The sequence below is a fragment of the Nonlabens ulvanivorans genome, assembly GCF_000732625.1.
In the GTDB taxonomy this organism is placed as follows: domain Bacteria; phylum Bacteroidota; class Bacteroidia; order Flavobacteriales; family Flavobacteriaceae; genus Nonlabens; species Nonlabens ulvanivorans.
Window position 1 is genome coordinate 63,359 of sequence record NZ_JPJI01000004.1, and the last position, 22,895, is coordinate 86,253.

Genomic DNA, 22,895 nt, shown 5'->3' on the forward strand with positions numbered 1-22,895 from the left:
TATATATAAGAATTTGAGTAGGTGAGATAAATTACATAATAAACTATTATCCATTACATCATCTTGCTAAAACTTGATATTAGATGTTGGATATCTGATAATGTATAATAATAAAAATTACAGCCATTTTTTCCATTTAAAGAAAGTAAGAAGCACTATAAAGATACCACCGCTCATAATCCAGAAATACTGATAACCGTCTTCCCAACTTAATTCTGGTATATGTTCAAAATTCATCCCATAAATACCAGCTAGAAATGTCAGAGGTATAAAAATAGAAGACATGATGGTTAACACCTGCATGATTTGGTTCATCTTATGGCTTACACTAGATAAATACATGTCTTTAAGTCCAGTATTGATTTCTCTATAGGATTCTATTGTCTCTGTGATTTGTATACAATGATCATAAGCATCATGAAAATAAGTCACAATTTTAGGGTCTATTAAATGACTTTGTTCTTTTAGCAATTTACTAATCGATTCTCTTAAAGGATATATAGCACGTCTTAAGGCTAGTAACAATCGTTTATTGCGTTGTACCTTATTAAGAGACTCTTTATCAGGTTCTTCAAAAATTTCGTCTTCTAGGTCATTTAAATATTCACCTATTTGTTCTACAGCAATAAAATAGTGGTCAATTATACTATCAATTAATGCATAAAAGAGATAATCATTTTTGCTGGACCTTATTCTGCCACGGCTAGTTTCTATGCGTTCCCTAATGTTTTCAAATACATCACCCGTTTTTTCTTGAAAGGTGATTACCGCATTATTTTTTAGAACAATAGATACTTGTTCTTCATTAAGTTCATGCTGCTCAGCATCGTAAGATATCATTTTAATACATTGATAGATACAGTTGTCAAAAAATTCGGTCTTAGGACGTTGAGTCGTATTTGCAATGTCTTCTACTAGTAAATGATGTAGGTCAAAGTCTTTCCCTAACTGTTCTAGTAGTTCAATATCGTGCACACCTTCTATATTAAACCAGTTAACCTGTTCACTTTCATCACTTACTAGATGAATGTTCTCGTACTTTTGATAAAAAGTTTCATCATAACATATGGTTTCAGTAGCTACATTTCCCTCTCTTTCTAGTCCTACATACGATATAGTACCAGGTGGTTGAAATACAGAGTTTCTAGATTTGGGTGTAGCTTTACGTTTACGTCTGCGCGCCATAGTTAATGCAATGATGAATAGTAAACTTACTAAAAGTTAATGGGATTATATGATTTAATAATCATGTTTAGAACTATATAAATATTATAGATACGCTTTCGCGAAATCGTATCTATAACATCACATAAACTTTCAAACGTTAAGCGATTTTTTCTGCAATATGCGGTGCCGTAATGCTCTTTTTAATTTTTGCAACTTCTTCTGGCGTACCCGTTGCCGTTAAATAACCACCATTCATACCACCATCTGGACCTAAATCAATAACATAATCGGCACATTTTACTAAATCCATATTATGTTCTATCACAATAACAGAATGTCCTTTCTCAATCAGTGCATTAAAACTATCAAGGAGCTTGTTTACATCGTGAAAATGCAGACCTGTTGTAGGTTCATCAAATATAAAAAGTGTTTTATCTGCTGTTGTTCCTTTTACTAAAAAGCTAGCCAGTTTAATACGTTGTGCCTCGCCACCAGATAGGGTAGAAGAGCTTTGCCCCAAGGTGACATATCCTAATCCTACATCTTGTAAAGGCTTTAATTTTCTGATGATTTTAGAAATTTCAGCTTCTTCAAAAAAGCTGATCGCATCATCAATAGTCATATTTAAAAGATCATCGATATTCTTATCTTTAAACTGAACCTCTAGAACGTCTTTTTTAAATCTTTTACCATTACAAGTCTCACAGGTTAAGGTCACGTCTGCCATAAACTGCATCTCAATAGTAACTTCTCCATCACCTTTACAGGTTTCACATCTTCCTCCTTCAACATTGAAAGAGAAGTGTTTAGGTTTATAGTTTCTTATTTTAGCAACTTTTTGATCTGCATATAGGTTACGGATGTCATCATATGCTTTTATATAAGTTACAGGATTAGATCTTGAGCTGCGTCCGATAGGGTTTTGATCAACAAATTCGACCGTTTTTATGTTTTCAAATTTCCCGTCTATACTGGTGAATTGTCCCGCTTTTTTACCGTAGCCACCTAGTTTTTTGAGAATCGCTGGATATAAAATTTGTTTAACGAGTGTACTTTTTCCACTACCAGAAACTCCAGTAATCATAGTTAGTACACCTAAAGGGAAACGTACATCAATATTTTTAAGATTGTTTTGTCTCGCACCTTTAATGTCTATATAATGTTTGAACTTTCTTCTTTTCTTAGGTAATGGTATTTCTAGATTACCATTTAAATAGCGCGCTGTGAGGCTAGATGATTTTAAAATTTCTTTTAAAGTTCCTGCAGCAACTACCTCACCGCCATGAGTACCAGCCTCTGGACCTATATCTATAATCATGTCGGCTGCCTGCATGATTTCCTCATCATGTTCCACAACGATAACTGTGTTACCCAAATCACGCAGATTTTTAAGAACTTTAATTAATCTCGCAGTATCTCTAGGATGCAATCCTATGCTGGGTTCATCTAGTATATACATACTACCGACTAAACTACTACCTAAAGAGGTAGCGAGATTGATACGTTGCGACTCTCCGCCAGATAATGAATTAGACTTTCTGTTAAGTGTAAGATAATTTAATCCAACATCTGATAAGAAATTGAGTCTACTTTGAATTTCTGCAAGTAGTCTTTTTGCTATATCTAGTTCGTTTTGAGATAATTCAACTTTTTCAAAGAATTCCTTGAGGTCTTTAATAGGTTGATTTACTAAATCTGATATAGAAACACCTGCAACTTTTACATAACTGGCTTCTACACGCAATCTTTTTCCTTTACAAACGCTACACTTCGTTTTTCCTCTATAACGAGAAAGCATAACGCGGTTTTGAATCTTATATGCTTTTGCTTCAAGCTCTGCAAAGAAGTCATTGATACCTTCAAAATGCTTATTTCCTGACCATACAAGATCCTTTTGTGCGTCTGATAATTCAAACCAAGGTCTATGAATAGGGAAGTCAAATTTACTTGCGTTTTTAATAAGTTGGTCTTTATACCAGCTCATATTATCACCACGCCATGGGAAAACAGCGTTTTCATAGATAGAAAGAGCTGTGTTAGGAATTACTAACTCTTCATCAATACCTATTACATCTCCATAACCTTCACAGTTAGGGCAGGCACCATATGGATTATTGAAACTAAACAAATGCGGATTAGGCTCTAAGAATTCCATGCCGTCCAACTCAAACTTATTACTGAACTCTCGGTGAGTGCTGCCGTCCATATGTTCTATCATACAAACTCCTTTGCCTTCAAAAAAAGCCGTGTCAATGGCATCTGCAAGTCGATTGAAAAAATCTTCATCATCTCGTTTAATGATACGATCTATAACTATAGAGACTTTATCTGACTTTTTAAAAGAATATTCTAATCCTTCAATACGTTCTACGGTATCATTAATTTTAATACGTGTGAAACCTTGTTGTAGTAAAACGTCCAGTTGATCCTTTACCTCACGTTTACCTTTTACTATGAGTCTAGTAAGCAGTAAAAGTTTAGTTCCTTCATCTTGTGTTTTTACATAATTAACGACGTCTGTAACGGTATCCTTTTTCACTTCATTACCTGAAATAGGTGAATAGGTGCGACCTACACGAGCAAAAAATAGTTTTAAGTAATCATAAATTTCTGTAGTCGTTCCTACTGTACTACGCGGATTTGTAGAATTTACTTTTTGTTCAATAGCGATTGCAGGAGCAATCCCTTTGATATACTCAACCTTAGGTTTATTGAGACGACCTAAGAATTGTCTGGCATAAGAAGAAAGACTTTCTACGTATCGTCGTTGACCTTCTGCATAAAGAGTATCAAATGCTAGTGATGATTTACCACTACCAGATAATCCTGTAATGACAACTAGCTTATTACGTGGTATTACAGCGTTTAAGTCTTTTAAGTTATGAAGTCCAGCTCCTTTAATAAGTATATTGTCTTTAGGGCTAAGCTCGTCAATGTTTGCAAATAAGGTATCGTGCGTCATATGCACAAAGATAAAACGCTCAACGACCAATAAAAACAATGTATTTCATATAATATGTTAAATTGTTGGGTAGTATTTTGTTGGTTTGGAACAAATGTTGTTATATTTAACCCGTTACTAATTCTAAACAGACTGCGTATAGCTATATAATTACTTTAAATCAGAGATCTTGAACCTTAATTAAGGTCTTAAAGTTTGTTATAGTTATGAAGTTAGAAAACACTACCACAGATGCGGTTCTAGTAACCCAGTACCTTAAAGGTGATGAAAGCGGCCTTGAGGTGCTTATCACAAGACATAAGCAAAGAATTTACAGTTTTATCTATTCCAAAGTATTGGATCGCGATGTGACGGAAGATATTTTTCAAGATACCTTCATAAAAGTAATTCGTACTTTAAAAAGAGGTAAGTATAATGAAGAAGGTAAGTTTCTTCCATGGGTCATGCGTATCGCCCATAACCTAGTTATAGACCATTTCCGTAGAAATAAGCGTATGCCTAAGTTTTCTTCTAGTAACAGCGACTTTGACATTTTTGACGTGATTAGTAATGGTCAAGAAAGTACAGAGAATGAGATGATATCTTTACAGGTGCAACAGGACGTTAAGAAACTTATTGAAGAATTACCTGATGATCAAAAAGAGGTCTTGATCATGCGCATGTATAAGGACATGTCATTTAAAGAAATAGCAGAATGTACTGATGTAAGTATTAATACCGCGTTAGGTAGAATGCGTTATGCATTAATCAACTTGCGCAAAGTGATTGATAAACACAATATCATATTAACAAATTAAAGGCTTGATTTTATAATAAAGTTTAAAATGCCTCGTTTATATTGAAAATAAACGCAACACATGGCAAAACTTTACAATGAATCAATTCCTGAAAGAGTGACTCCACTAGGACCAAAAGATGACACGGTGAAATTCCTGCTCAACTTCTCAAAAGCATTGAGTGTTATGAAGATAAAGAACATGACGTTTGAGACACTTAACAATTAATTTTCGTTTTCAGCTATAAAAACCCATTGAAACTTTAAGGTTTTAATGGGTTTTTTGTTTTAAATGAAGAAATTTTAACATGTGGAGAAATTTAGGTCATAACCGATATTATGAAATTATAACCTATACGTTTCTTCTGATAAGTTCTGTTTAGCGTCTACTTTTTCAACTTCTTATAGTATTCATCTAACACCGTTTTTCTTCCCACAGTTTTAGTAATGATATCCTTTTCTAGATCCCAACCACGCGCAGGACTATATTCACGACCGTACCAAATAATCTGAAGATGTAAATCATTCCATTTTTCTTCTGGGAAAAGGCGTTTTGCATCTTTCTCTGTTTGAACCACGTTTTTACCGTTGGTCAGATTCCAGCGGTACATTAATCTATGAATGTGAGTGTCCACGGGAAATGCTGGTATGCCAAAGGCTTGTGACAACACCACCGCAGCGGTTTTATGTCCTACAGCTGGCATAGCTTCAAGTTCTTCATAAGTCTGTGGCACTTTACCGTCATGCAAATCAATAATCATGTGTGACAGCCCATGAATTCCTTTTGCTTTCATAGGCGATAAGCCTACAGGTTTTATGATTTCTCTGATTTCATCTATTGACATTCTAATCATGTCATATGGATTATCGGCACGTTCAAAAAGTAAAGGTGTAATTTGATTAACGCGCACGTCCGTACTTTGAGCACTCATTAAAACGGCAATCAATAAAGTATAAGGATCTTTATGATCTAGAGGTATTGGAATTTGTGGGTAAAATTCTTCCAATTTATTTATGATAAAATTGACCTTTTCCTCTTTATTCATTTTTTAAATTTATGCTTTCAACAAAAATACAACTATGACGACATTAAAAGCAGGAGATAAAGCTCCAGATTTTTCAGTACTTAATCAAGATGGTAATACCGTTTCATTATCTGATTTCCAAGGTAAAAAGTTAGTGTTGTTCTTTTATCCTAAAGCGAGTACACCTGGTTGTACTGCCGAAGCTTGTAATCTGAGAGATAATGTATTACGCTTTCGCGAAAGCGGATATGAAATCCTAGGTGCCAGTGCAGATAGTCCTAAAAGGCAATTGAATTTTAAAAATAAATATGAATTGCCTTATGACCTTCTAGCAGATGAGGACCATTCCTTATTGAATGCTTTTCAAGTTTGGGGTCCTAAAAAGTTTATGGGTAAAGAATATGACGGAATTCATAGAACCACATTTGTGATTGATGAAAATGGTATTATTGAAGATGTTATTACTAAGGTGAAAACCAAAGATCACGCAGCTCAAATTCTGTAGTTGAGTAGATTTATAACTTCATAAAAAAAGACCGCTATTAAAGCGGTCTTTTTTATTATTATAATCATATGGTTTGTTATGATGTACCTAATAAATCTACGGTATTACATCCAAATAGATTTTGCTCATCAATAAGGTCAGCAATTCCAGGAGGTAACATTTCTCTCCATCCTTCTTCACCATCTGCAATCATGCGCAATACTTCTCTAGAGAATATATGCATGACTTCTTTATTATAGTCTTCTATATCAATAACGCGACCGTTATATTTAAAGAACTTATAAAGCTCTTTCATACGTGGATGAACTTTTATGTTATCGCTGGTCGTTAATTCACCAGTTTCTGCATCAATCATTGGGTATAGATAGACTCTTAAGTCTTTAAAGAATAATTTACCAAAGGCTTCTAATATCCCACCACTTAAATGTGTGTAGTATTTTGTGTCAAAAATATCTACTAGATTGTTGACACCCATAACTAGTCCGATACGCTCTTTGGTATAGTTATTAAAGTACTCAACAAGTCTATAGTATTCTTTAAAATTAGATATCATAACTGTCTGCCCTAGAGAACACAATAGTTCTGCACGGTGCATGAAATCTTCTTCATCAATTTCTCCTTGAGCCTTTAGATTAGAAAGTGTTATCTCAAAGATCGTCTCGAGCTTATCTTCTTTAACTTTACCAGACTTTATGAACATGGCCTTTGCAGTTTCATACATATCCATGTTTACTTTTGTAACAGGTCTAAAGCTACCTCTTAATGCTAGGACATTCTTCTTATATAGAATGCGTGCGCTTAATATATTTTTACCGTCTGGACCGAACATGACAGCCTCAGTCATGTCATTACGTAATAACTGTAGGGACATCAGGCGATTGTCCACTTGTTTAAAACGTGGTCCATCAAAGTTGATCATATCTATTTCAATCTTATCCTTATCGATATGATCATATAGATATTTCAATAATTTTTTAGGTTGATCATGTTTATAGAAAGCACCATAAATAAGATTAACACCTAATATTCCTAAAGTAATTTGCTGCAATCGAGCATCAGTTTCTTTAAAACGAACATGTAAAATAATTTCAGAGTATTCTTCTAAAGGAGCTGCTTGAAATTTAATTCCTACCCAACCATGACCTTTATACTTTTTTGCAAAATCAATAGTAGCTACGGTATTTGCATAAGTAAAAAACATCTTTTCTGGATGTTTATCACGTGCAATACGTTCTTCAATAAGGTCAGATTCGTGTTGAAGCATGCGTTTAAGACGTGCCTCAGTCACATAACGGCCATCATCTTGCACGCCATAAACAGCATCAGAGAAGTCTTTGTCATAGGCACTCATGGCTTTGGCAATAGTTCCAGATGCACCACCAGCCCTGAAAAAATGACGTACCGTTTCTTGTCCAGCACCTATCTCAGCAAATGTTCCGTAAATATTACGATTCAAATTGATTCTAAGCGACTTGTTTTTTATTGATGGAACTGATTCAAAATCATTATCTCCAGGTAAGGTAACTCCCATTATGGTGTTGTTATATCGTTTACACAAAGGTAGCAAACCACAACGTAGAACAAAAAAATATAGCTATTTTTAACCTAAAATAGTTCAAGTGAAAATCACCATTTTAGGAACAGGAACTTCACAAGGAATTCCTGTCATAGGAAGTGACCATCCCGTTTGTAAAAGTACTGACTCTAAAGATAAAAGATTGCGAGTAAGTGCTATGATAGAATATAAAGACAAAAGACTCGTAATTGATTGTGGACCAGATTTTAGACAGCAAATGTTGCGACATGATGTAAGCCATTTAGATGGTGTTCTTTTTACACATGAGCATGCAGATCATACCGCTGGACTCGATGATTTAAGACCCTTCTTTTTTAGACAAGGAGAGATTAATTGTCATATGACATCTCGTGTTCACAAAGCGTTGCAGGAACGTTTCAGTTATATGTTTGCTACCGTTAATAAATATCCAGGTGTGGCAGACCTAACGGTTCACGAATTTGAGAATGATTCTTTTATGGCCTCTGGCATTAAAATCATACCAGTACTAGCAGATCATGGATTTATACCTGTACACGGTTTTAGGATTGAGGATTTTGCTTATATGACAGACGTGAAAACCATTAGTACTAGCGAAAAGCAAAAACTGAAAAATCTAGATGTGCTAGTACTTAATATGTTGCGAGAACAAGAGCATCATACACATCTTAATTTAGAAGAAGCTCTTGAATTAGTAAGGGAATTACAACCACAGCGTACTTACTTTACACATATCAGTCATCATCTAGGATTCCATGAAGAAGTAGAGAAAAACTTACCAGAAGGAGTCTTTTTAGCCTATGATAATTTAGAAATCAATTTATAATATGAAACGTAACCTTTATTTATACCTATTTATTTTTGCCTCTTTAATAGCATTAATTCTATATGTAAATGGTAGAAATATACAAGAGTCACAAGACCGCGCTTATCGTACATTAGAAGAAAAACTAGAAAACACACAACAGCAACTAGAGGCAGCTCAAGCAGCAAAAGCAGATGCTACTGTGTTTTCACTAGATAATAATGAAGAAGCCTATAATTACTTTGAGTCATCAGGTCTAGATCGTAATAAAATAGAAACTGTGTTACAGGATTACCTACTAGAACAAAACCTTACTGATGGAGGCAATCCGCTTGTTGATTACATAGGTGAAGGACGTGGATATCAAATTAATGATTTACAGGTTTTAAATCACAAATGGTTAATTGCAAATTTTACTGATAATACTAATTGGGGTGAAGTATTGATACAATACAACTTTGACGAGAACAATAATTTATCCATGCAGACTTTAAAATCGGTACTTTATAATAAGTATCGATAATTAAAGATCTCTTTCTAACCATTCTTTCATGTCGTAAAAATTATCTCTAGCCACGCCGTGTCCTATAGGATAATCTTTAAACACATGGTCAATGTTTAATTTCTTCAAAAAATCTGGAGCCAGTTTTGCCCATGCATAAGGAACGACCTGATCTACTGTTCCGTGAGAGATAAAGTAAGATGGTTGATTTTCGCTTTCGCGAAAGCGAGATTCAAGATCTTCTGGCTGTTCAATCATTTCTTCATTTAAATAACCACTCATACAAACCACTTTATTGAATAATGCTGGATGAGAAAGGGATAGACCATATGAGAGAATAGCGCCCTGACTAAAACCAAGAATATTGATTTTATCTTTTGAAATAGGGTAGTGAGCTTTTAATTCTTCTATGAATTTAAGTAATAAGGCCATACTTTCTTTTGCCTGATTCACATCGCTAAACTTACCACCGGTTGCGTCAAAGTTAATAGCATACCAAGCTGCACCTTGAGGTACCATATTATATGGAGCTCGTGCAGATACTATAAAAAAGTCTTGAGAAATCTCTGGAGCAAAAGAAAATAAATCTTCTTCATTACTACCATATCCATGCAGGAGTAGAAGTAGAGGTGCATTTTCTTTATTTGCAGGTCTTATGACATGCTTAAGGGATAAATCTGTGAAAGTCTTCATTACTTGATAAAATTAAACCATTTCTGGAATAGTGGACCGACTATAGGTAATTCGTCTTTTTGATTTCGTAAAGCACTAACAAGTCCTAAAACGGCTAAAAGAACAAAGAAGCATATCATTAAAAGAGGTATAATACCCGTAGGGATAATGCTAGAAAAAGTACTTACAATAACTGCAGCAGCTATAATTCCAAACATTTGTCTTAAATGGAAAGCAGCAAATGGTTGATTTTTTCCATTGTTTAATATTATGGCTACACCAAAAATGGCAATACAAACGATTAAATGAAAAAATAGAAATAGCGCACTTGCATATGCTATGATTGCAATTGATTTACCTGCAGGTTCTTTAACCATTCCAAACTATTTTTTTGTTATTAATAATACCAAGAGCTTTACCTTTTAGTTTATTACCTACAATAGCACTGTTTTTAGAAATTGATAAAATATCTTTTTTCTCAAAGGTGTATTTTACGTCTGGTATAAAAAGACTCAAGTTAGCTAGTTCATCTACTTTAATTTGTGGTCTTTGTAATCCAAAAATTAGGTAACCAGATGTTAAGGCCTTAATCGCTGATTCTGTATCAAGCAATGATTGTAATATTCCATAACTACTTTCTAATCCAGTACTACCGTAACTTGCTTGATCAAATTCAACTGCTTTGTGTTCTACGTTCAAAGGTATGTGGTCTGACGTTACTGTGTCGATAACACCGCTCTTTAAACCATTTATTAAAGCGTTTTTTTGTTTCTCATCACGTAAGGGTGGTTGGATTTTGAAATGCGTATTAAAGTCTGATAGATTTTTAGTATCTAACAGTAAATGATTAGTAGATACACTACAGGAGATATTAGAATATTTCTTTTTTGCTTCCTTTATTAGTTGTACGCTTGCGGCAGTCGTTATGGTAGGTATATGCAACCTAGCACCCGTATATGCGGCCACTTGAATATCACGAGCGATTTGAACTTCTTCTGCAATTGCAGGTTTTGTTTTAATCCCTAAATGAATGGTCGTTTCATCTTCATTTACCATTCCCTTACCGGCAAGATAATTGTCTTGTGGAAAGGACTGAATGATGCCACCAAAGGATTTTACATATTGTAAACCTACTTTTAGTAAGTTAGTATTCTGTATGGATTGCTTGAAGTCATAGAAAGATATCGCACCAGCTTGTTGCATGTCATACAACTCTGCAAGGTGTTCTCCTTTTTGTTGCAAAGTGAAACTTCCAACAGGTAAAACGGTAACAGCTTCTCCAGATGTTTTCCCTTTTAAATAATTAATACCCGACTCATCCTGTGGATTAGGTTGATTATTTGGGTTTAACATCACTGTAGTAAAACCACTTTTTGCAGCAGTATCTAATCCATTTTTTATAGTTTGTCGTTCTTCAAAACCAGGTTCTCCAAAACATACACTACTATCGAACCAACCTATAGAAATGTGAAGATTTTCTTTTTCAATGATTCGAGCTTCCTCGCTTTCAATACGTGTCCCTATTTGAGAAATCTTTCCATTCTTAATTAAAAGATCTCTTTTCTTAAGATGTAGATCACTACCAGCATCAACTATAGTAACGTTCTTTAATAATATCATTTCAAAAACTTTAAAATCAATAATTCACATATTAAAAAGAAGAGAGCACCGATAACAAAATACCTCCATAGACTTAATACTCCATCTTCTTCATTCAATTTGTATACTAAATCCTCTACGGAATATGCAATATTATTACTGCCTAATTCTGATGCGGTAAAGTAATTAAGCTTATTTTCTTGACGACTGCTATTAAAGCTCAGTGTAGTAATACTTTCATTGTCTTTTATGACTTTATAGTTTCCTGAGTTATTTAATTCATCCTCAACCTCTATTAATACAAAAGATTCAAATGCACGTTGTTTTGGGATTATCGCATTACTTTCGTTTCTTAATTCCAAGATTTCATCACGGATTATCTTTTCTGGTATTGCAATAGAGTTTTTATCTCCTATGTGATAATATAATTGTTGTACTGGTAAACTATTGCGCCCCATATTATATAAAATAGGAACTATTAAAGGAGAATTCTTAAAATTAGAATTTTGATTATTTAATGGAGCTGTAAAGTTAAATACATTGCCTTTTTGAAATAAAAAGCTACTACCATCTTCAAATTTAAGAATCGGATTTAAAGCACTTATAGTGTTTGTTGTAGCGTTAACTTTAGGGTATTGAAAGTTTGAAATTTGTTTATTAAATACACCTCTTAATAAAGGATGATTATAATTAATTTCAGTGATACGCTTTTCCTTTTCACTAATGTTATCTGTACCTTTAATATTGTTAATAGAGCTATAACCCGATTGATCTAAAGCCGGTATCATTACTAGATAGCCACCATTTCTCAGGTAGGTATTTATTTCTTTAGCGAGATTAACTGATATACTATTTAATTCGTTAAGAATTATTAAGTTTTGTTCCTTTAAAAGATTGAAGTTTAGATCTCTAGATCTAACCGCTGTAAAGTCAAACTCGTCTTCGGTATAAATCCTTTTTAAAAAATCACCATCAACAGTATTTATCGCTAGTACTTTTATCTTACGATCTATATTGTTGCTGATAAAAAGTTCATTGTCAAATGAAAGACTATTGTCTTCAAGGTAAATGCGACCTTGTAAGGGTTGACTAGTTTCAAAATTAAAAATACCTGTATCTTTCAAATTAGTGAGGTCAACACTAGTCTTAGCTACTAGAACATCGTTGTTTTCTAAGCTCAACGTCACTGGATTATTAATGGCTTTATCACTTGTTACTGATACACTAATATCTATTGAGTTTGTTTCTCTTCTACTAATGTATGCCGTATCAATGGATATATTATTAGAGCCTTCGGCTTCAAGAAATACTAATTCTCTTTTTAAACCTTTAATGGTATCGGGAAAAGTTTCATCAATTTTTTGAAAATCTGAAATAATGATTAATTCCTTTCTCTTCTTATTATCGTTTAATAAGGCATTAGCTTTAAGCTGTATTTGCTCATAACTTAAAGGTTTGGATTGATATTCAGAATTTAATAAATCGTTAGCGACCTCTTTTTTAGTGGTGTTGGTGTAGGTATTACTATTTGTAAAAAGAGTGAATTTTTGATCATTAGGCAATCGCTCTAATAAATCTGTGACAGCTGTCTTAAAAAGCTCTCCTTTTGATCCACTAGATTGCATAGAGTAGGAGTTGTCTAAGTATATGGCAGTTTCTTTTTCTTGGGTAGCGACATTACTACCTGGTATAAATGGTTGAGCAAATGCTATTACAATACAAGCAATCACAGCCATACGTGCTAGTAATGTCAGCCATTTTTTAAGTTGTCTACTCTTGCGTGTTTGAGTAATGAGAGGTTTTAAAAAAGCAACATTTGTAAAAGGTACTTTTGTAAAACGCCTTAATTGAAATAAATGAACAATAATAGGGACGATAAGAAATAGAAGTCCGTATAGTATTGAAGGGTTTTTAAATATCATTTAAATCTAGGATTATTCAAAGATAATATCTTATCTCAGATTCACCTACTTTATTTTGATAGAGTAATGACGAATTCTGTTCCCAATCCAAGTTCAGAATTAACGGTAATCATACCGTTTAATTTTTTGACTAACTTTTGAACTGTGCTCAAGCCTATTCCATTACCACGTTTACCATTACGATCTGGCTGATTAAGAGTTTGAAACATTTTAAAAATCTCATCCTTTTTGTCGTCTGCGATACCTATACCATTGTCTGAAACTTTAATAATGTAGTACTCTTCCTTATCAATAATATCTGTTTTAACTTCAATGGTCTTCTTATCATTATACTTTAATGCATTACCAATTAGGTTAATTAAAATTTGCTCCAGAGCACTTTTATTGATTTGTAATTCAATATTGTCCTCTGGTAAAATATAATCGATATCATCTGGTATAGCAAGAATCTCGTGTATATGCTCTAATAATGTATATGCATCAAACGTTTCTTTTTCTTCCACGAGTAACGACTCACTTTCATAGTGTGCTAGTATTTGAGTTACATAATCAGATAAACCAAAGGCAGCATCTTTTATATAATTCAAATAATTTTTCCCAGCTTCATCTATATTACTGCCATATTTTTTTGCAACGATGTCAGTCGTTAAAACCATATTTGCGAGTGGCATTTTCATATCATGAGATACAGTATGGGCAAAACTCTTCAACATCTCATTATTCTCTTCAAGAATAGCGGTCTGTTTTAATAACTCAGTATTTTTTTTATGTAATTCTAATTGTCTTTTTGCTAGATCTGCTACCATTAATAGAGAAGCTCTTTCTTCTTCAGTTAATTTATGAGGTTTATTATCTAAAACACAAAGAGTACCCAGTGGTAGGCCTTGTTCACTTTCTAGTTTAACACCTGCATAAAAAATTAATGGATCAGGCGCATTAACAAACGGATGATCTTTAAATTCTTCTAATTTACGAGCATCTTCAATCAGGTAAATATCCTCTTCAGAATTAATTGCATGACTGCAAAATGATAATTCCCGAGTGCTGGAATTAAGCTCTAAACCTCTTTGAGATTTAAACCATACTTCTTCCTTATCCACTATGCTTATAAGAGATCTAGGAATTGAAGTAAGACGACATACTAATTCTGTTAAATCATCAAATACTTTTTCTCGCTCTTTAGAAATACCATATTCCTTTAAAGCTTTAAGTCTTTGATTTTCATTCTTATGAGCTATTGCGTTCATTCATTTACCGGTTAGTGGTCACAAAGGTAAACGAAACATTTGCGGTTTAAACTATATTCCTACAAATCATTAAAAACTCCTACACCAAATAATGCAAAGTCATACTTCACAGGATCATTGGGATCTAGTTTACGTAGGTAGGTATCTAATTCTGCGACTGCTTTGCCATCGTTTTGCTTTCTCTTAAGCATTTTTAATTTACGAGCAATATTACCGGTATGAACGTCTAGTGGTAAGGAAAGTGCACTCATCGGTATTTGATCCCATATTCCAAAATCTACACCAGCATTATCCTGACGTACCATCCATCTTAAAAACATATTTATACGCTTTGCACTGCTATTTTTCAAAGGATCACTAACATGTTTTTGTGTCCGTGGTAAGTGTTCAATTTCAAAGAATATTTCTTTAAATCTAGAGATAGCATGTTGAAGATGATTTTTTTCTAAATACGCTTTCGCGAAAGCGTTTTCTAAACCATCATATTCTAGTTCTATATTTCTTAAAGATCGTATAAAAGTCTTACAGTCCTCACTATTAAAGGTGCGATGCACAAACCCATCAAACCGATCTAAGTCATCAGGTTCATGATTTATTATAAAATCTGCAGGAGCGTGATCCATTAATTCCATCAATTTATTGGAATTATTAATAATAGACTTGCGATTTCCCCACGAGATTGTTGCAACTAGAAAACCTGCAATTTCAATGTCTTTTTTACTTGTAAAAAGATGTGGTATTTGAATAGGATCGTGTGGTATAAAGTCTGGAACATTGTACTGTTCCACTTTTGCATCTAGATATTCTTTGAGCTGTGCTCTATTCATTTGTTAAAAATCTACCATCCTGCATGACTAACTTTCTATCTGCAAGGTTTGCTAGTTCATCGTTATGCGTTACGATAACAAAAGTTTGGTTCAACTCTGATCGCAGTTTAAATATTAATTCGTGTAAATCATTTGCTGTATTACTGTCTAGATTTCCTGTAGGCTCATCTGCATAAATAACTTTAGGATTATTAATTAAGGCTCTAGCAACAGCTACTCTTTGTTGTTCACCACCACTTAAAGCGCCCGGTTTATGGTCGAAACGATCAGAGAGTTTTAAGTAATCTAGTAATTCTTTGGCCCTTTTTATGGCTACATCTTTAGGTGTTTTCTTAATAAAGGCTGGCAGACACACATTTTCTAAAGCACTAAATTCAGGTAATAACTGATGAAATTGAAATATAAATCCCAAAGATTCATTACGGAAACGACTCAACATTTTTGAATTTAACCTGGTAACATCTGTACCGTCTATTGTTAACGAGGTATTTGTATGAAGATCTGGACGTTCTAAAGTGCCTAGTATGTGCAATAATGTTGTTTTACCTGCACCAGAACTACCTACAACGCTAACAATCTCGCCGGTGTTAATTGTAAGATCTACATCTTTAAGTACTTGTAAATCACCAAAGCTTTTATATATATGTCGTGCTTGTATCATGTAAGACAAATGTAGCGAGTTTTAAGCTTTAAACCACTTTCTTGCAGCATTCACATCTAAAAAATAGGTGATGCGCAAGGACAGATTGTGTCGTACTGGTTCCATAAAAAGATTGTCCAGACTTTCTTCAAATTGGATTGCTCCTTGATTATCAAAATTAGAAATAGAATTACGATACAATAAAGAAGCTTCACTACCTGGTGCAAAACGCCATCTATATGATAAATCTAGATTCCACACATTAAAATTAGCATCTGGATTAAAATCCTCTTCAAGCTCATAATCACTATTTTCCAAAGAACCGTCTGATTGCAGTTCTTTAAAATCACGGCTAAAGGTAGCTCGAGACCAAAAGTTTCTAAATGAAATACTTAAGGCCTGTCGATTATTAAAATTATAAGTCCCAGTTAATCTATTCTCAACACTATGAGTGTCTCGTTCACTGAGTATAGAAGTGGTATCATCATCAGTTAGAGTGACATAGCTCATTCTGTCATTATTCTTATCCCAGTTTAAACTATAGATAAGTAAGAATTGATCAGAAAAACGATAGCGTGGTGCGATTCTAAAATCATAATTATGCTCTTTCTCATTGAGTCTTTTAAATCGACCAGCTCTTATATCAATTGCAAATTTTTTGCGATAATCACTAGAGATAAAACCACCTGTAAAAATTCCTTGTCCATATTTAACGACTAAGTCTTCTATTCTAGATTCAAACTGATCCTTGCGGTCTGTGTAATAATTAAAATCTGCTCCAAACGCAAAACGTTCTTTAGTAATAAAAAACGGATTTAAATTTATTTCAGAACCCGTATGATATCCAGGCGATGCTGCACGTCTATGTCTAGTGCGCAGACTAATTTCATATCTATTAAAAATACCTTTTTGAGTTAACTGCACATAATCCAAATCTGCTGCAAACGTGTGAAAATTAGTTTGAAAGTTTCTTCCTAGATCATTTGGGTTATAATTGCGATCTCTAAAGAAGTGTCCTAATCGAGGACGCCATTTACCGCTGGTTTTTCTCCAATTTGCTTCAGTGGCAAAACCTGTTTCTGTCCCGTCTGGTGTGAAGCGATTGGTCATTTTAACCTCTGCACTTATATTATCAGTTGCGGCCTTATTGTTATGATTAAGAACAATGGCATTTGAATTAGCATCTGTAAAAGAGCCATTGCGCAAGGTGCTAGCATTAACTAGGGCGATAGAAGAGTTGTTTCCATATTGCTGGTCTAGTACTAACATATTATAATTAGTTAGCGGTTCTGTCTCTACCTCGCGTCTTGTGCCGTCGACTCTATTTTGTATGGTTGCGTTTGTCTTTTCTGTAATAGCATTAAGAATTCCTATTCCTAGACCTTTCTCTGTACGACCTGTAACCTTAATAGCGTTTAATAATTGAGCGTTTCTAGGATTATTGATGATATCTTCATCATCGAGAACTTCTAGATTTCTAGATCCGCTAGGTCGTTGTCCTATACGTCTAGAGAAAAACAAATCACCTTTTCTAAAAAGGTCTGTTCCTTCTGTAAAGAAGGCTCTATTCTCATTAAAAGTTTGTTCAAATGGGCCCAAATTAAGTACTACCTGATCAAAAGCTACCTGTCCAAAGTCTGGAATTAAAGTGGCATCTAATGTAAATGCATCACTAATACCGTATTTTAAATCCATACCAGCATTAAAGCTAGTAGATTCTATACCGTCAAAACGATCATGTATGACAGATACATATGGATATAGATTTAATCGCAGTGGCGGATCTATATTTTCTATTCCCGTTAATAAGGCATCATATTGTGTATCAGTACCGGTAGTAACATCTATATAATTATATGTATACTCTTCATTAAGTGATTTAATAACACGCAATATTTGAAAACTCCAGTCTTGCACATCTTGTTCTGGAAAACGTAAGGTTCTATATGGAATCTTCATTTCAACATACCAGCCGCGTTCATCAAAAGAGACCTCAGATAAGAAAACTACATTATAGCTAAAATCTTGACTATTACCTTCGGCTATGGCATCTCCTAGAGCATTTGCACTAGTAGCATAAAAACGAGTTTGATTAATCTGGTTGTTATATGTATTAATAAAAAAGCCAAATAGATCTGCTTGCTCAAATACTTGGTCACGTTGAGAGAACTGTCTTAAAACAGATTCAGGATTCTCGTCATACATATAACCGGCTACATAAATAGCGGCATCATCATAGGCTACTTTGAATTCTGTTCTGTGTGTGTCCCTTTCGGCATCACCATTATTAGGTTGCGCCATTATAAAATTACCACCAGTAGTAACTCGATCCCATATTTTATCAAAAGGTTTACCGTCTATTTTGGGTGATGTGGATATACGAGTAGCTCGGTAAACTTTTCTCGCGATATCGGTTGTGTCTTGTAATGTTGTAGTCGTATTCGCTTTCGCGAAAGCGTAACTAAAAAATAACAATGTGAAAACAATAATTCTGAGCATGACTTTTTATGAATTTCCAAAGCTAAAAGCTAAAAACTATAGATTCATTAAACCCATGTTAATTTAACATATGATTTACAATCTGTAAATTAACTTGCTTAAAAAGCAATCATGAATATAGCAATTCTAGCAGGTGGATGTTTCTGGTGTACAGAAGCCGTATTTCAAAGAGTTAAAGGAGTAGAGGAAGTAAAGTCTGGTTTCTGCGGTGGACATATTAAAAACCCAGCTTATAGAGAAGTCGTAACCCAACGTACCGGTCATGCCGAAGCTGTTAAAATAACCTATGATCCTGAAATTATCAGTTATAAAGAGCTATTGATGGTGTTTATGGCGACTCATGATCCTACCACGCTTAATAGACAAGGACATGATGTGGGAACGCATTATCGTAGTGCCATTTATTACACAAGTGAACGACAACATGAAATCGCTTTGCGTTATATTAAAGAACTCACTGATCAAGGTGTTTTTGAAAATGCAATTGTTACTGAAGTAGCGCCAGCAACACCATTTTATGATGCAGATGACATACACGATGATTATTATAATAATAATCGTTTACAAGGCTATTGCCAGTATGTAATCGATCCTAAAGTGCGCAAATTAATGACGCAATATGCAGATCTTGTAAAATAATTATGATTCTACATCGATGACTTGTTTAGGGTCTTCTTTTTTAATAACATAAGTGTAGATCCACGTGATTGTAAATGTAGGGATTACATCTAGTCCTGGAACTAATTCTTCAATAGTGGTTATGATACCAGCGGTTACACCAGTTTTTCCTGGATAAAGTTTTGTCATTAAATAGCCGGCAACGGGTGCCCAACCTATATCGGTAAACTCACCTATACCAGGAATGATATAAGAGGCCATACCGACTAGGTCAAAGATGATTCCGAAAATAAGTTTAGAGCGTTTTGATTCAAACATGTAATTATAATTTAACTACTTAAAGATAGTCAAATAACGTTCCAAAAATGAATCTAGTGTAGTTTTGCCGTGATCAGTTTTAAGAATTCGTTACGTGTTTCTACTTTTTCAAACTGTCCTCTGAAACCACTTGTGGTAGTGACACTATTCTGTTTTTGCACTCCACGCATCATCATACACATGTGAGAAGCTTCAATAACAACGGCAACACCCAATGGTTTTAATGTATTATGAATACACTCTAATATATCGTGTGTTAACCTTTCTTGAACCTGTAGTCGACGAGCAAATACATCTACGATACGTGGGATTTTTGAAAGTCCTACGATATGTCCATTAGGTATGTAAGCGATATGTGCTTTTCCAAAAAATGGTAGCATGTGGTGTTCACATAAAGAATATAGTTCTATATCCTTAATAATGACCATGTCATTATAGTCTTCTGCAAACATGGCGCCTTTCAGAATCTCTGCAGGGTCCTTATCATAACCTGAGGTTAAGAACTGCATGGCTTTTGCAGCACGTTCTGGAGTTTTAATCAAGCCTTCACGTTCAACGTTTTCACCTATATTTTGAATTACTCCTTTATATTGATTTTTTATATCTTCTGTAACCTCGATATTGTACTCTTCAAAAACTCTGTAGGGCATTATTTAATATTTTTAGTAAAGTTACGTCATATTTGTTTAAGTAAATCAATATTTTGTTAAACATTATTTTGAAGTTTTTATTTTAATAATAAATATTATCAGATGAAAAACCTTGAAATATAGGGTAGTGGAGCACCGATTGTAAAAAGTGATTAAAAACATTTAATTTTTTAAATAAAATAGAGAGAGAGGTTGTAAAATATATATATATTTGCAACCGCTTAGAAATTAAGTGGTATTAGGTCGCGTAGCTCAGCTGGATAGAGCATCTGCCTTCTAAGCAGACGGTCACAGGTTCGAATCCTGTCGCGATCACAGATTCACAGTGTTATTGTGAGCATTCTAAAAAAAGTCCTGATCAATTTATTGATCAGGACTTTTTAGTTTAAATATGTTTTCTAATATTATAAGTTCATTAAAAGAGAATGTATTAATACATAGTATTAGGATTAGGAGCCTTTTTAGGGATCTGTTGAATAGCGTCCCAATGCTCACATATCTTACCTTCCTTATCAAATCTAAAAAAGTCCATGGTCACATATTGATCATCATCAGGCCATATTTGATGTGTGTGTAGTGCTACTAAATCATCTTGTGCAATAGCTCTAACAAACTCAATGGACTTTTGTGGATATTCTATTTGCATTCTTTCAAAATAATCAATAAAACCAGCTGTTCCATCTGCTACATCTGGATTGTGCTGTATATATTGCTTACCTACATACTTTGCTATAGCTTCCTTAGGATTTCCTTCATATGCCATTTTATAAAAAGCGATGGCATTACTCTTGTTAATTTCTAGTGACATAATATTATAATTTCAGTCCAAATCTTGCCAGCATCTTTTTCTCAAAAGCCCAAAAGAATTCAAACTGACCAAAAACCCATCCCATAACTACTAGTAGTACTTGATAAATAGGGAAGATAATTATAAGTCTTAATGGCCAGAAAAACCATCCAGACATAGAGTCTCTATCAATTCCTATAATATCTAGTAATGGAGCAGATAGTCTAGCAGATGCTGATCCAGTGATTGCAAACACAATGAATATAGCAATCATTTCCCAACGGTTTTTAATATTCCATTTATTTATTAATTTAGGAAAAACCCACATACAAAACCGATAAAACGCATATGCTAGTACTAGGGTAATTCCATAAATAAAAATATACTCATACGTTACGTCCTCAAAGGTAGAAGGCATGATGCGTGAAGCTACAAAATAGCCACAGCCCAATAAGCCTATAATACCTAAAAAAGGAAAAATGAGTTGCCAGTTACTGGTAATATCCCAGTTTTTTTTGAATGTTTGCATAGTGCAAAAATACACTACCGCAACTTCTGTCCATATCGTTTTTCAAAGAAAAGAAAATAATTATACAACAGATAATTGACTTCATAACCATAATCTACCTTACGATCATAATCGATACGCCATACGTACAGGTCTGGACTATAGTTGATAGAATTGTTAACTCTTAAGTTATACTCTCTTACATAAAAATCATTACGCAGTTCTAAAGTACTTTGTGAATAAAAACCACGAGGTGGTTGTGTTGCCAGCCAAGAGTTAAAGCCTGGTTCTATAATAATAACCTCATACTCTAAACTATCATTTGCAATACGCAATGTGTCCGTTACTGGTCCGTTAGCATTATTATTGTTCACAGTAGGCTGGTATGAGTTGCAGCTTATTATAATTGTGAGCAGTGCTATAAAAAAAAAGGTTGTTTTCATGTGGTAAAAGTACCTACATAAAAACAACCTTGCATGCCATAACTCGTCTATACTATATATGGATGAGCCTATGACCTGTTTCATTGAGTTAAAAATTATTTTCCAAATAAACCTCCTATAAGTCCACCTAGACCACCTTTCTTTTTATCTCCACCTAGTACCATACCAGCTACATCATCGATGATGCTACCATCACCATCTGCATCAAGAATTTGCTCTATAAAAGATTGATCATGTGAACCAGATTGTCCAAGAACAGATCCTAATAAATCACCTATTCCGTTTTGATCTACATTTGAAGTTTGTTTTTGCTTTCCTATAACACCCATTAAGATAGGAGCAGCTATTTTAATAATCTGGCTTACAGAATCCATATCCATACCACTAGATTTAGAAAGGGCATTTTCTACTTGTGGTTGTTTGGTCCCTAAAACATGACCTAATATACCAGCACCATCTTGTAAAAGATCGTCTGGGCTACCAGCACCATCACCAAAAAGACCACCTAGCATATCTAAAACACCACCACTGTGACGTTGATCGCTCAATGCATTATTTAATGCACTAGCACCTTCAGGTGTCGATGCGTTGCGTTGCATTGCACCTAGTATTAAAGGCATTGCTTGAGAAAGTACGTTTGCTGTTTTATCTGCAGGTTGACCTGTTTTTTGTGCTGCACCATTAATAAGAGTTTGTCCTATATCTGATTGTAATAAGTCTAATATTGAAGCCATTGTTGTTTAAATTAATTTAGGTTAATAATATGTAAATTACGATATAATAAGACTTTTATGCTTGTTTGGAAGACCTATTTAATTTCGCTTTCGCGAAAGCGTAATTAAAAGCCGATGAAAAGCATCTTTTTTATC

24 protein-coding genes and 1 tRNA gene are annotated in these 22,895 nt (G+C 34.1%); 7 read left to right on the forward strand and 18 right to left on the reverse strand.

Annotated elements, in window-relative coordinates; genetic code table 11:
• Window positions 1–117: 117 nt before the first annotated feature.
• Together corA and uvrA are read right to left on the reverse strand one after the other, a co-directional pair.
• On the reverse strand, window positions 118–1,185 hold the full coding sequence (gene corA, locus IL45_RS00615; protein ID WP_036579063.1) for a magnesium/cobalt transporter CorA: 1,068 nt from the start codon (window positions 1,183–1,185) through the stop codon (window positions 118–120).
• Between the two features lie 139 nt (window positions 1,186–1,324).
• Window positions 1,325–4,129, reverse strand: coding sequence for an excinuclease ABC subunit UvrA (gene uvrA, locus IL45_RS00620; protein WP_036579064.1), 2,805 nt, complete (start codon window positions 4,127–4,129; stop codon window positions 1,325–1,327).
• A 206-nt stretch (window positions 4,130–4,335) separates the two neighbouring features.
• Here uvrA and IL45_RS00625 point away from each other — a divergent pair, with 206 nt between their 5' ends.
• Complete coding sequence (locus IL45_RS00625; protein WP_036579066.1) at window positions 4,336–4,926, forward strand: RNA polymerase sigma factor; 591 nt, start codon at window positions 4,336–4,338, stop codon at window positions 4,924–4,926.
• Window positions 4,927–4,986: 60 nt separating this feature from the next.
• A complete protein-coding gene (locus IL45_RS15205) occupies window positions 4,987–5,133 on the forward strand; it encodes a hypothetical protein (RefSeq protein WP_170062963.1) in 147 nt (48 codons plus the stop codon).
• A 157-nt stretch (window positions 5,134–5,290) separates the two neighbouring features.
• Here the strand turns inward: IL45_RS15205 and IL45_RS00630 are convergent, their stop codons facing one another.
• Entirely contained in the window at window positions 5,291–5,950 is a 660-nt protein-coding gene (locus IL45_RS00630; RefSeq protein ID WP_036579069.1) for an endonuclease III domain-containing protein, read from the reverse strand.
• Window positions 5,951–5,984: 34 nt separating this feature from the next.
• Between IL45_RS00630 and bcp the strand changes: the two genes are divergently transcribed.
• On the forward strand, window positions 5,985–6,434 hold the full coding sequence (bcp, locus tag IL45_RS00635; protein ID WP_036579071.1) for a thioredoxin-dependent thiol peroxidase: 450 nt from the start codon (window positions 5,985–5,987) through the stop codon (window positions 6,432–6,434).
• Between the two features lie 76 nt (window positions 6,435–6,510).
• Here the strand turns inward: bcp and IL45_RS00640 are convergent, their stop codons facing one another.
• Window positions 6,511–7,965, reverse strand: coding sequence for a nucleotidyl transferase family protein (locus IL45_RS00640; RefSeq protein WP_036579072.1), 1,455 nt, complete (start codon window positions 7,963–7,965; stop codon window positions 6,511–6,513).
• 88 nt (window positions 7,966–8,053) lie between these two features.
• Here IL45_RS00640 and IL45_RS00645 point away from each other — a divergent pair, with 88 nt between their 5' ends.
• Both IL45_RS00645 and IL45_RS00650 read left to right on the forward strand, forming a co-directional pair.
• The gene (locus IL45_RS00645; protein WP_036579074.1) at window positions 8,054–8,815 is read left to right on the forward strand and encodes an MBL fold metallo-hydrolase; all 762 of its coding nucleotides are present in this window, start codon (window positions 8,054–8,056) and stop codon (window positions 8,813–8,815) included.
• A 1-nt stretch (window position 8,816) separates the two neighbouring features.
• On the forward strand, window positions 8,817–9,317 hold the full coding sequence (locus IL45_RS00650; RefSeq protein ID WP_036579076.1) for a hypothetical protein: 501 nt from the start codon (window positions 8,817–8,819) through the stop codon (window positions 9,315–9,317).
• Here IL45_RS00650 and IL45_RS00655 read toward each other — a convergent pair whose 3' ends face one another.
• Genes IL45_RS00655 through IL45_RS00690 form a run of 8 tightly spaced genes read right to left on the reverse strand, consistent with a single transcriptional unit; the run spans window position 9,318 to window position 18,702 of the window.
• The gene (locus tag IL45_RS00655) at window positions 9,318–9,989 is read right to left on the reverse strand and encodes an alpha/beta hydrolase (RefSeq protein WP_036579078.1); all 672 of its coding nucleotides are present in this window, start codon (window positions 9,987–9,989) and stop codon (window positions 9,318–9,320) included. It abuts the gene before it with no gap.
• Entirely contained in the window at window positions 9,989–10,345 is a 357-nt protein-coding gene (locus IL45_RS00660; protein ID WP_036579080.1) for a hypothetical protein, read from the reverse strand. Before IL45_RS00660 ends, IL45_RS00655 begins: the two co-directional genes overlap by 1 nt.
• Window positions 10,338–11,588, reverse strand: coding sequence for a dihydroorotase (locus IL45_RS00665; RefSeq protein ID WP_036579081.1), 1,251 nt, complete (start codon window positions 11,586–11,588; stop codon window positions 10,338–10,340). The genes IL45_RS00660 and IL45_RS00665 overlap by 8 nt, the downstream gene beginning before the upstream one ends.
• Window positions 11,585–13,489 carry a BatA domain-containing protein gene (locus tag IL45_RS00670; RefSeq protein WP_036579083.1) on the reverse strand — a complete coding sequence of 635 codons (1,905 nt, stop codon included), beginning with the start codon at window positions 13,487–13,489 and terminating at the stop codon, window positions 11,585–11,587. Before IL45_RS00670 ends, IL45_RS00665 begins: the two co-directional genes overlap by 4 nt.
• Window positions 13,490–13,539: 50 nt before the next feature.
• Entirely contained in the window at window positions 13,540–14,736 is a 1,197-nt protein-coding gene (locus IL45_RS00675; protein ID WP_036579085.1) for a sensor histidine kinase, read from the reverse strand.
• Between the two features lie 59 nt (window positions 14,737–14,795).
• Window positions 14,796–15,563 carry a TIGR02757 family protein gene (locus IL45_RS00680; protein ID WP_036579086.1) on the reverse strand — a complete coding sequence of 256 codons (768 nt, stop codon included), beginning with the start codon at window positions 15,561–15,563 and terminating at the stop codon, window positions 14,796–14,798.
• A complete protein-coding gene (locus tag IL45_RS00685; protein WP_036579088.1) occupies window positions 15,556–16,224 on the reverse strand; it encodes an ABC transporter ATP-binding protein in 669 nt (222 codons plus the stop codon). Before IL45_RS00685 ends, IL45_RS00680 begins: the two co-directional genes overlap by 8 nt.
• 21 nt (window positions 16,225–16,245) lie before the next feature.
• The gene (locus IL45_RS00690) at window positions 16,246–18,702 is read right to left on the reverse strand and encodes a DUF5916 domain-containing protein (protein ID WP_036579089.1); all 2,457 of its coding nucleotides are present in this window, start codon (window positions 18,700–18,702) and stop codon (window positions 16,246–16,248) included.
• Window positions 18,703–18,813: 111 nt separating this feature from the next.
• On the opposite strand from IL45_RS00690, the gene msrA reads away from it, so the two are divergent.
• Window positions 18,814–19,341, forward strand: a complete 528-nt coding sequence (gene msrA / locus IL45_RS00695; RefSeq protein ID WP_036579090.1) for a peptide-methionine (S)-S-oxide reductase MsrA — start codon at window positions 18,814–18,816, stop codon at window positions 19,339–19,341.
• On the opposite strand, the gene IL45_RS00700 is transcribed toward msrA, so the two are convergent.
• Both IL45_RS00700 and folE read right to left on the reverse strand, forming a co-directional pair.
• Window positions 19,342–19,638, reverse strand: coding sequence for a hypothetical protein (locus IL45_RS00700; protein ID WP_036579092.1), 297 nt, complete (start codon window positions 19,636–19,638; stop codon window positions 19,342–19,344).
• Window positions 19,639–19,691: 53 nt separating this feature from the next.
• Window positions 19,692–20,288 carry a GTP cyclohydrolase I FolE gene (gene folE / locus IL45_RS00705; protein WP_036579093.1) on the reverse strand — a complete coding sequence of 199 codons (597 nt, stop codon included), beginning with the start codon at window positions 20,286–20,288 and terminating at the stop codon, window positions 19,692–19,694.
• Between the two features lie 241 nt (window positions 20,289–20,529).
• Here folE and IL45_RS00710 point away from each other — a divergent pair.
• A tRNA-Arg gene (locus IL45_RS00710) sits at window positions 20,530–20,603 on the forward strand.
• 115 nt (window positions 20,604–20,718) lie between these two features.
• On the opposite strand, the gene IL45_RS00715 is transcribed toward IL45_RS00710, so the two are convergent.
• The 4 genes from IL45_RS00715 to IL45_RS00730 all read right to left on the reverse strand — a co-directional run bounded on the left by IL45_RS00715 (window position 20,719) and on the right by IL45_RS00730 (window position 22,760).
• Window positions 20,719–21,096, reverse strand: a complete 378-nt coding sequence (locus tag IL45_RS00715; RefSeq protein ID WP_036579094.1) for a nuclear transport factor 2 family protein — start codon at window positions 21,094–21,096, stop codon at window positions 20,719–20,721.
• Between the two features lie 4 nt (window positions 21,097–21,100).
• The gene (locus IL45_RS00720; protein WP_036579096.1) at window positions 21,101–21,604 is read right to left on the reverse strand and encodes a DUF6787 family protein; all 504 of its coding nucleotides are present in this window, start codon (window positions 21,602–21,604) and stop codon (window positions 21,101–21,103) included.
• A gap of 14 nt (window positions 21,605–21,618) precedes the next feature.
• Window positions 21,619–22,026 (reverse strand): DUF6146 family protein, encoded by a 408-nt coding sequence (locus IL45_RS00725; RefSeq protein WP_036579097.1) that lies wholly within the window; start codon window positions 22,024–22,026, stop codon window positions 21,619–21,621.
• A gap of 95 nt (window positions 22,027–22,121) precedes the next feature.
• Complete coding sequence (locus IL45_RS00730; RefSeq protein ID WP_036579098.1) at window positions 22,122–22,760, reverse strand: DUF937 domain-containing protein; 639 nt, start codon at window positions 22,758–22,760, stop codon at window positions 22,122–22,124.
• Window positions 22,761–22,895 lie beyond the last annotated feature (135 nt).

Excerpts from the sequence above, each read along its gene's own strand:
- IL45_RS00720 (WP_036579096.1), bottom strand. The coding sequence starts at position 21,604 with ATGCAAACATTCAAAAAAAACTGGGATATTACCAGTAACTGGCAACTC.
- corA (WP_036579063.1), bottom strand. The coding sequence starts at position 1,185 with ATGGCGCGCAGACGTAAACGTAAAGCTACACCCAAATCTAGAAACTCT.
- IL45_RS00670 (WP_036579083.1), bottom strand. The coding sequence starts at position 13,489 with ATGATATTTAAAAACCCTTCAATACTATACGGACTTCTATTTCTTATC.
- IL45_RS00725 (WP_036579097.1), bottom strand. The coding sequence starts at position 22,026 with ATGAAAACAACCTTTTTTTTTATAGCACTGCTCACAATTATAATAAGC.
- IL45_RS00730 (WP_036579098.1), bottom strand. The coding sequence starts at position 22,760 with ATGGCTTCAATATTAGACTTATTACAATCAGATATAGGACAAACTCTT.
- IL45_RS00685 (WP_036579088.1), bottom strand. The coding sequence starts at position 16,224 with ATGATACAAGCACGACATATATATAAAAGCTTTGGTGATTTACAAGTA.
- IL45_RS00680 (WP_036579086.1), bottom strand. The coding sequence starts at position 15,563 with ATGAATAGAGCACAGCTCAAAGAATATCTAGATGCAAAAGTGGAACAG.
- IL45_RS00655 (WP_036579078.1), bottom strand. The coding sequence starts at position 9,989 with ATGAAGACTTTCACAGATTTATCCCTTAAGCATGTCATAAGACCTGCA.
- IL45_RS15205 (WP_170062963.1), top strand. The coding sequence starts at position 4,987 with ATGGCAAAACTTTACAATGAATCAATTCCTGAAAGAGTGACTCCACTA.
- IL45_RS00640 (WP_036579072.1), bottom strand. The coding sequence starts at position 7,965 with ATGGGAGTTACCTTACCTGGAGATAATGATTTTGAATCAGTTCCATCA.
- IL45_RS00660 (WP_036579080.1), bottom strand. The coding sequence starts at position 10,345 with ATGGTTAAAGAACCTGCAGGTAAATCAATTGCAATCATAGCATATGCA.
- folE (WP_036579093.1), bottom strand. The coding sequence starts at position 20,288 with ATGCCCTACAGAGTTTTTGAAGAGTACAATATCGAGGTTACAGAAGAT.
- IL45_RS00690 (WP_036579089.1), bottom strand. The coding sequence starts at position 18,702 with ATGCTCAGAATTATTGTTTTCACATTGTTATTTTTTAGTTACGCTTTC.
- IL45_RS00625 (WP_036579066.1), top strand. The coding sequence starts at position 4,336 with ATGAAGTTAGAAAACACTACCACAGATGCGGTTCTAGTAACCCAGTAC.
- bcp (WP_036579071.1), top strand. The coding sequence starts at position 5,985 with ATGACGACATTAAAAGCAGGAGATAAAGCTCCAGATTTTTCAGTACTT.
- IL45_RS00700 (WP_036579092.1), bottom strand. The coding sequence starts at position 19,638 with ATGTTTGAATCAAAACGCTCTAAACTTATTTTCGGAATCATCTTTGAC.
- msrA (WP_036579090.1), top strand. The coding sequence starts at position 18,814 with ATGAATATAGCAATTCTAGCAGGTGGATGTTTCTGGTGTACAGAAGCC.
- IL45_RS00675 (WP_036579085.1), bottom strand. The coding sequence starts at position 14,736 with ATGAACGCAATAGCTCATAAGAATGAAAATCAAAGACTTAAAGCTTTA.
- IL45_RS00665 (WP_036579081.1), bottom strand. The coding sequence starts at position 11,588 with ATGATATTATTAAAGAACGTTACTATAGTTGATGCTGGTAGTGATCTA.
- IL45_RS00630 (WP_036579069.1), bottom strand. The coding sequence starts at position 5,950 with ATGAATAAAGAGGAAAAGGTCAATTTTATCATAAATAAATTGGAAGAA.
- IL45_RS00715 (WP_036579094.1), bottom strand. The coding sequence starts at position 21,096 with ATGTCACTAGAAATTAACAAGAGTAATGCCATCGCTTTTTATAAAATG.
- IL45_RS00650 (WP_036579076.1), top strand. The coding sequence starts at position 8,817 with ATGAAACGTAACCTTTATTTATACCTATTTATTTTTGCCTCTTTAATA.
- uvrA (WP_036579064.1), bottom strand. The coding sequence starts at position 4,129 with ATGACGCACGATACCTTATTTGCAAACATTGACGAGCTTAGCCCTAAA.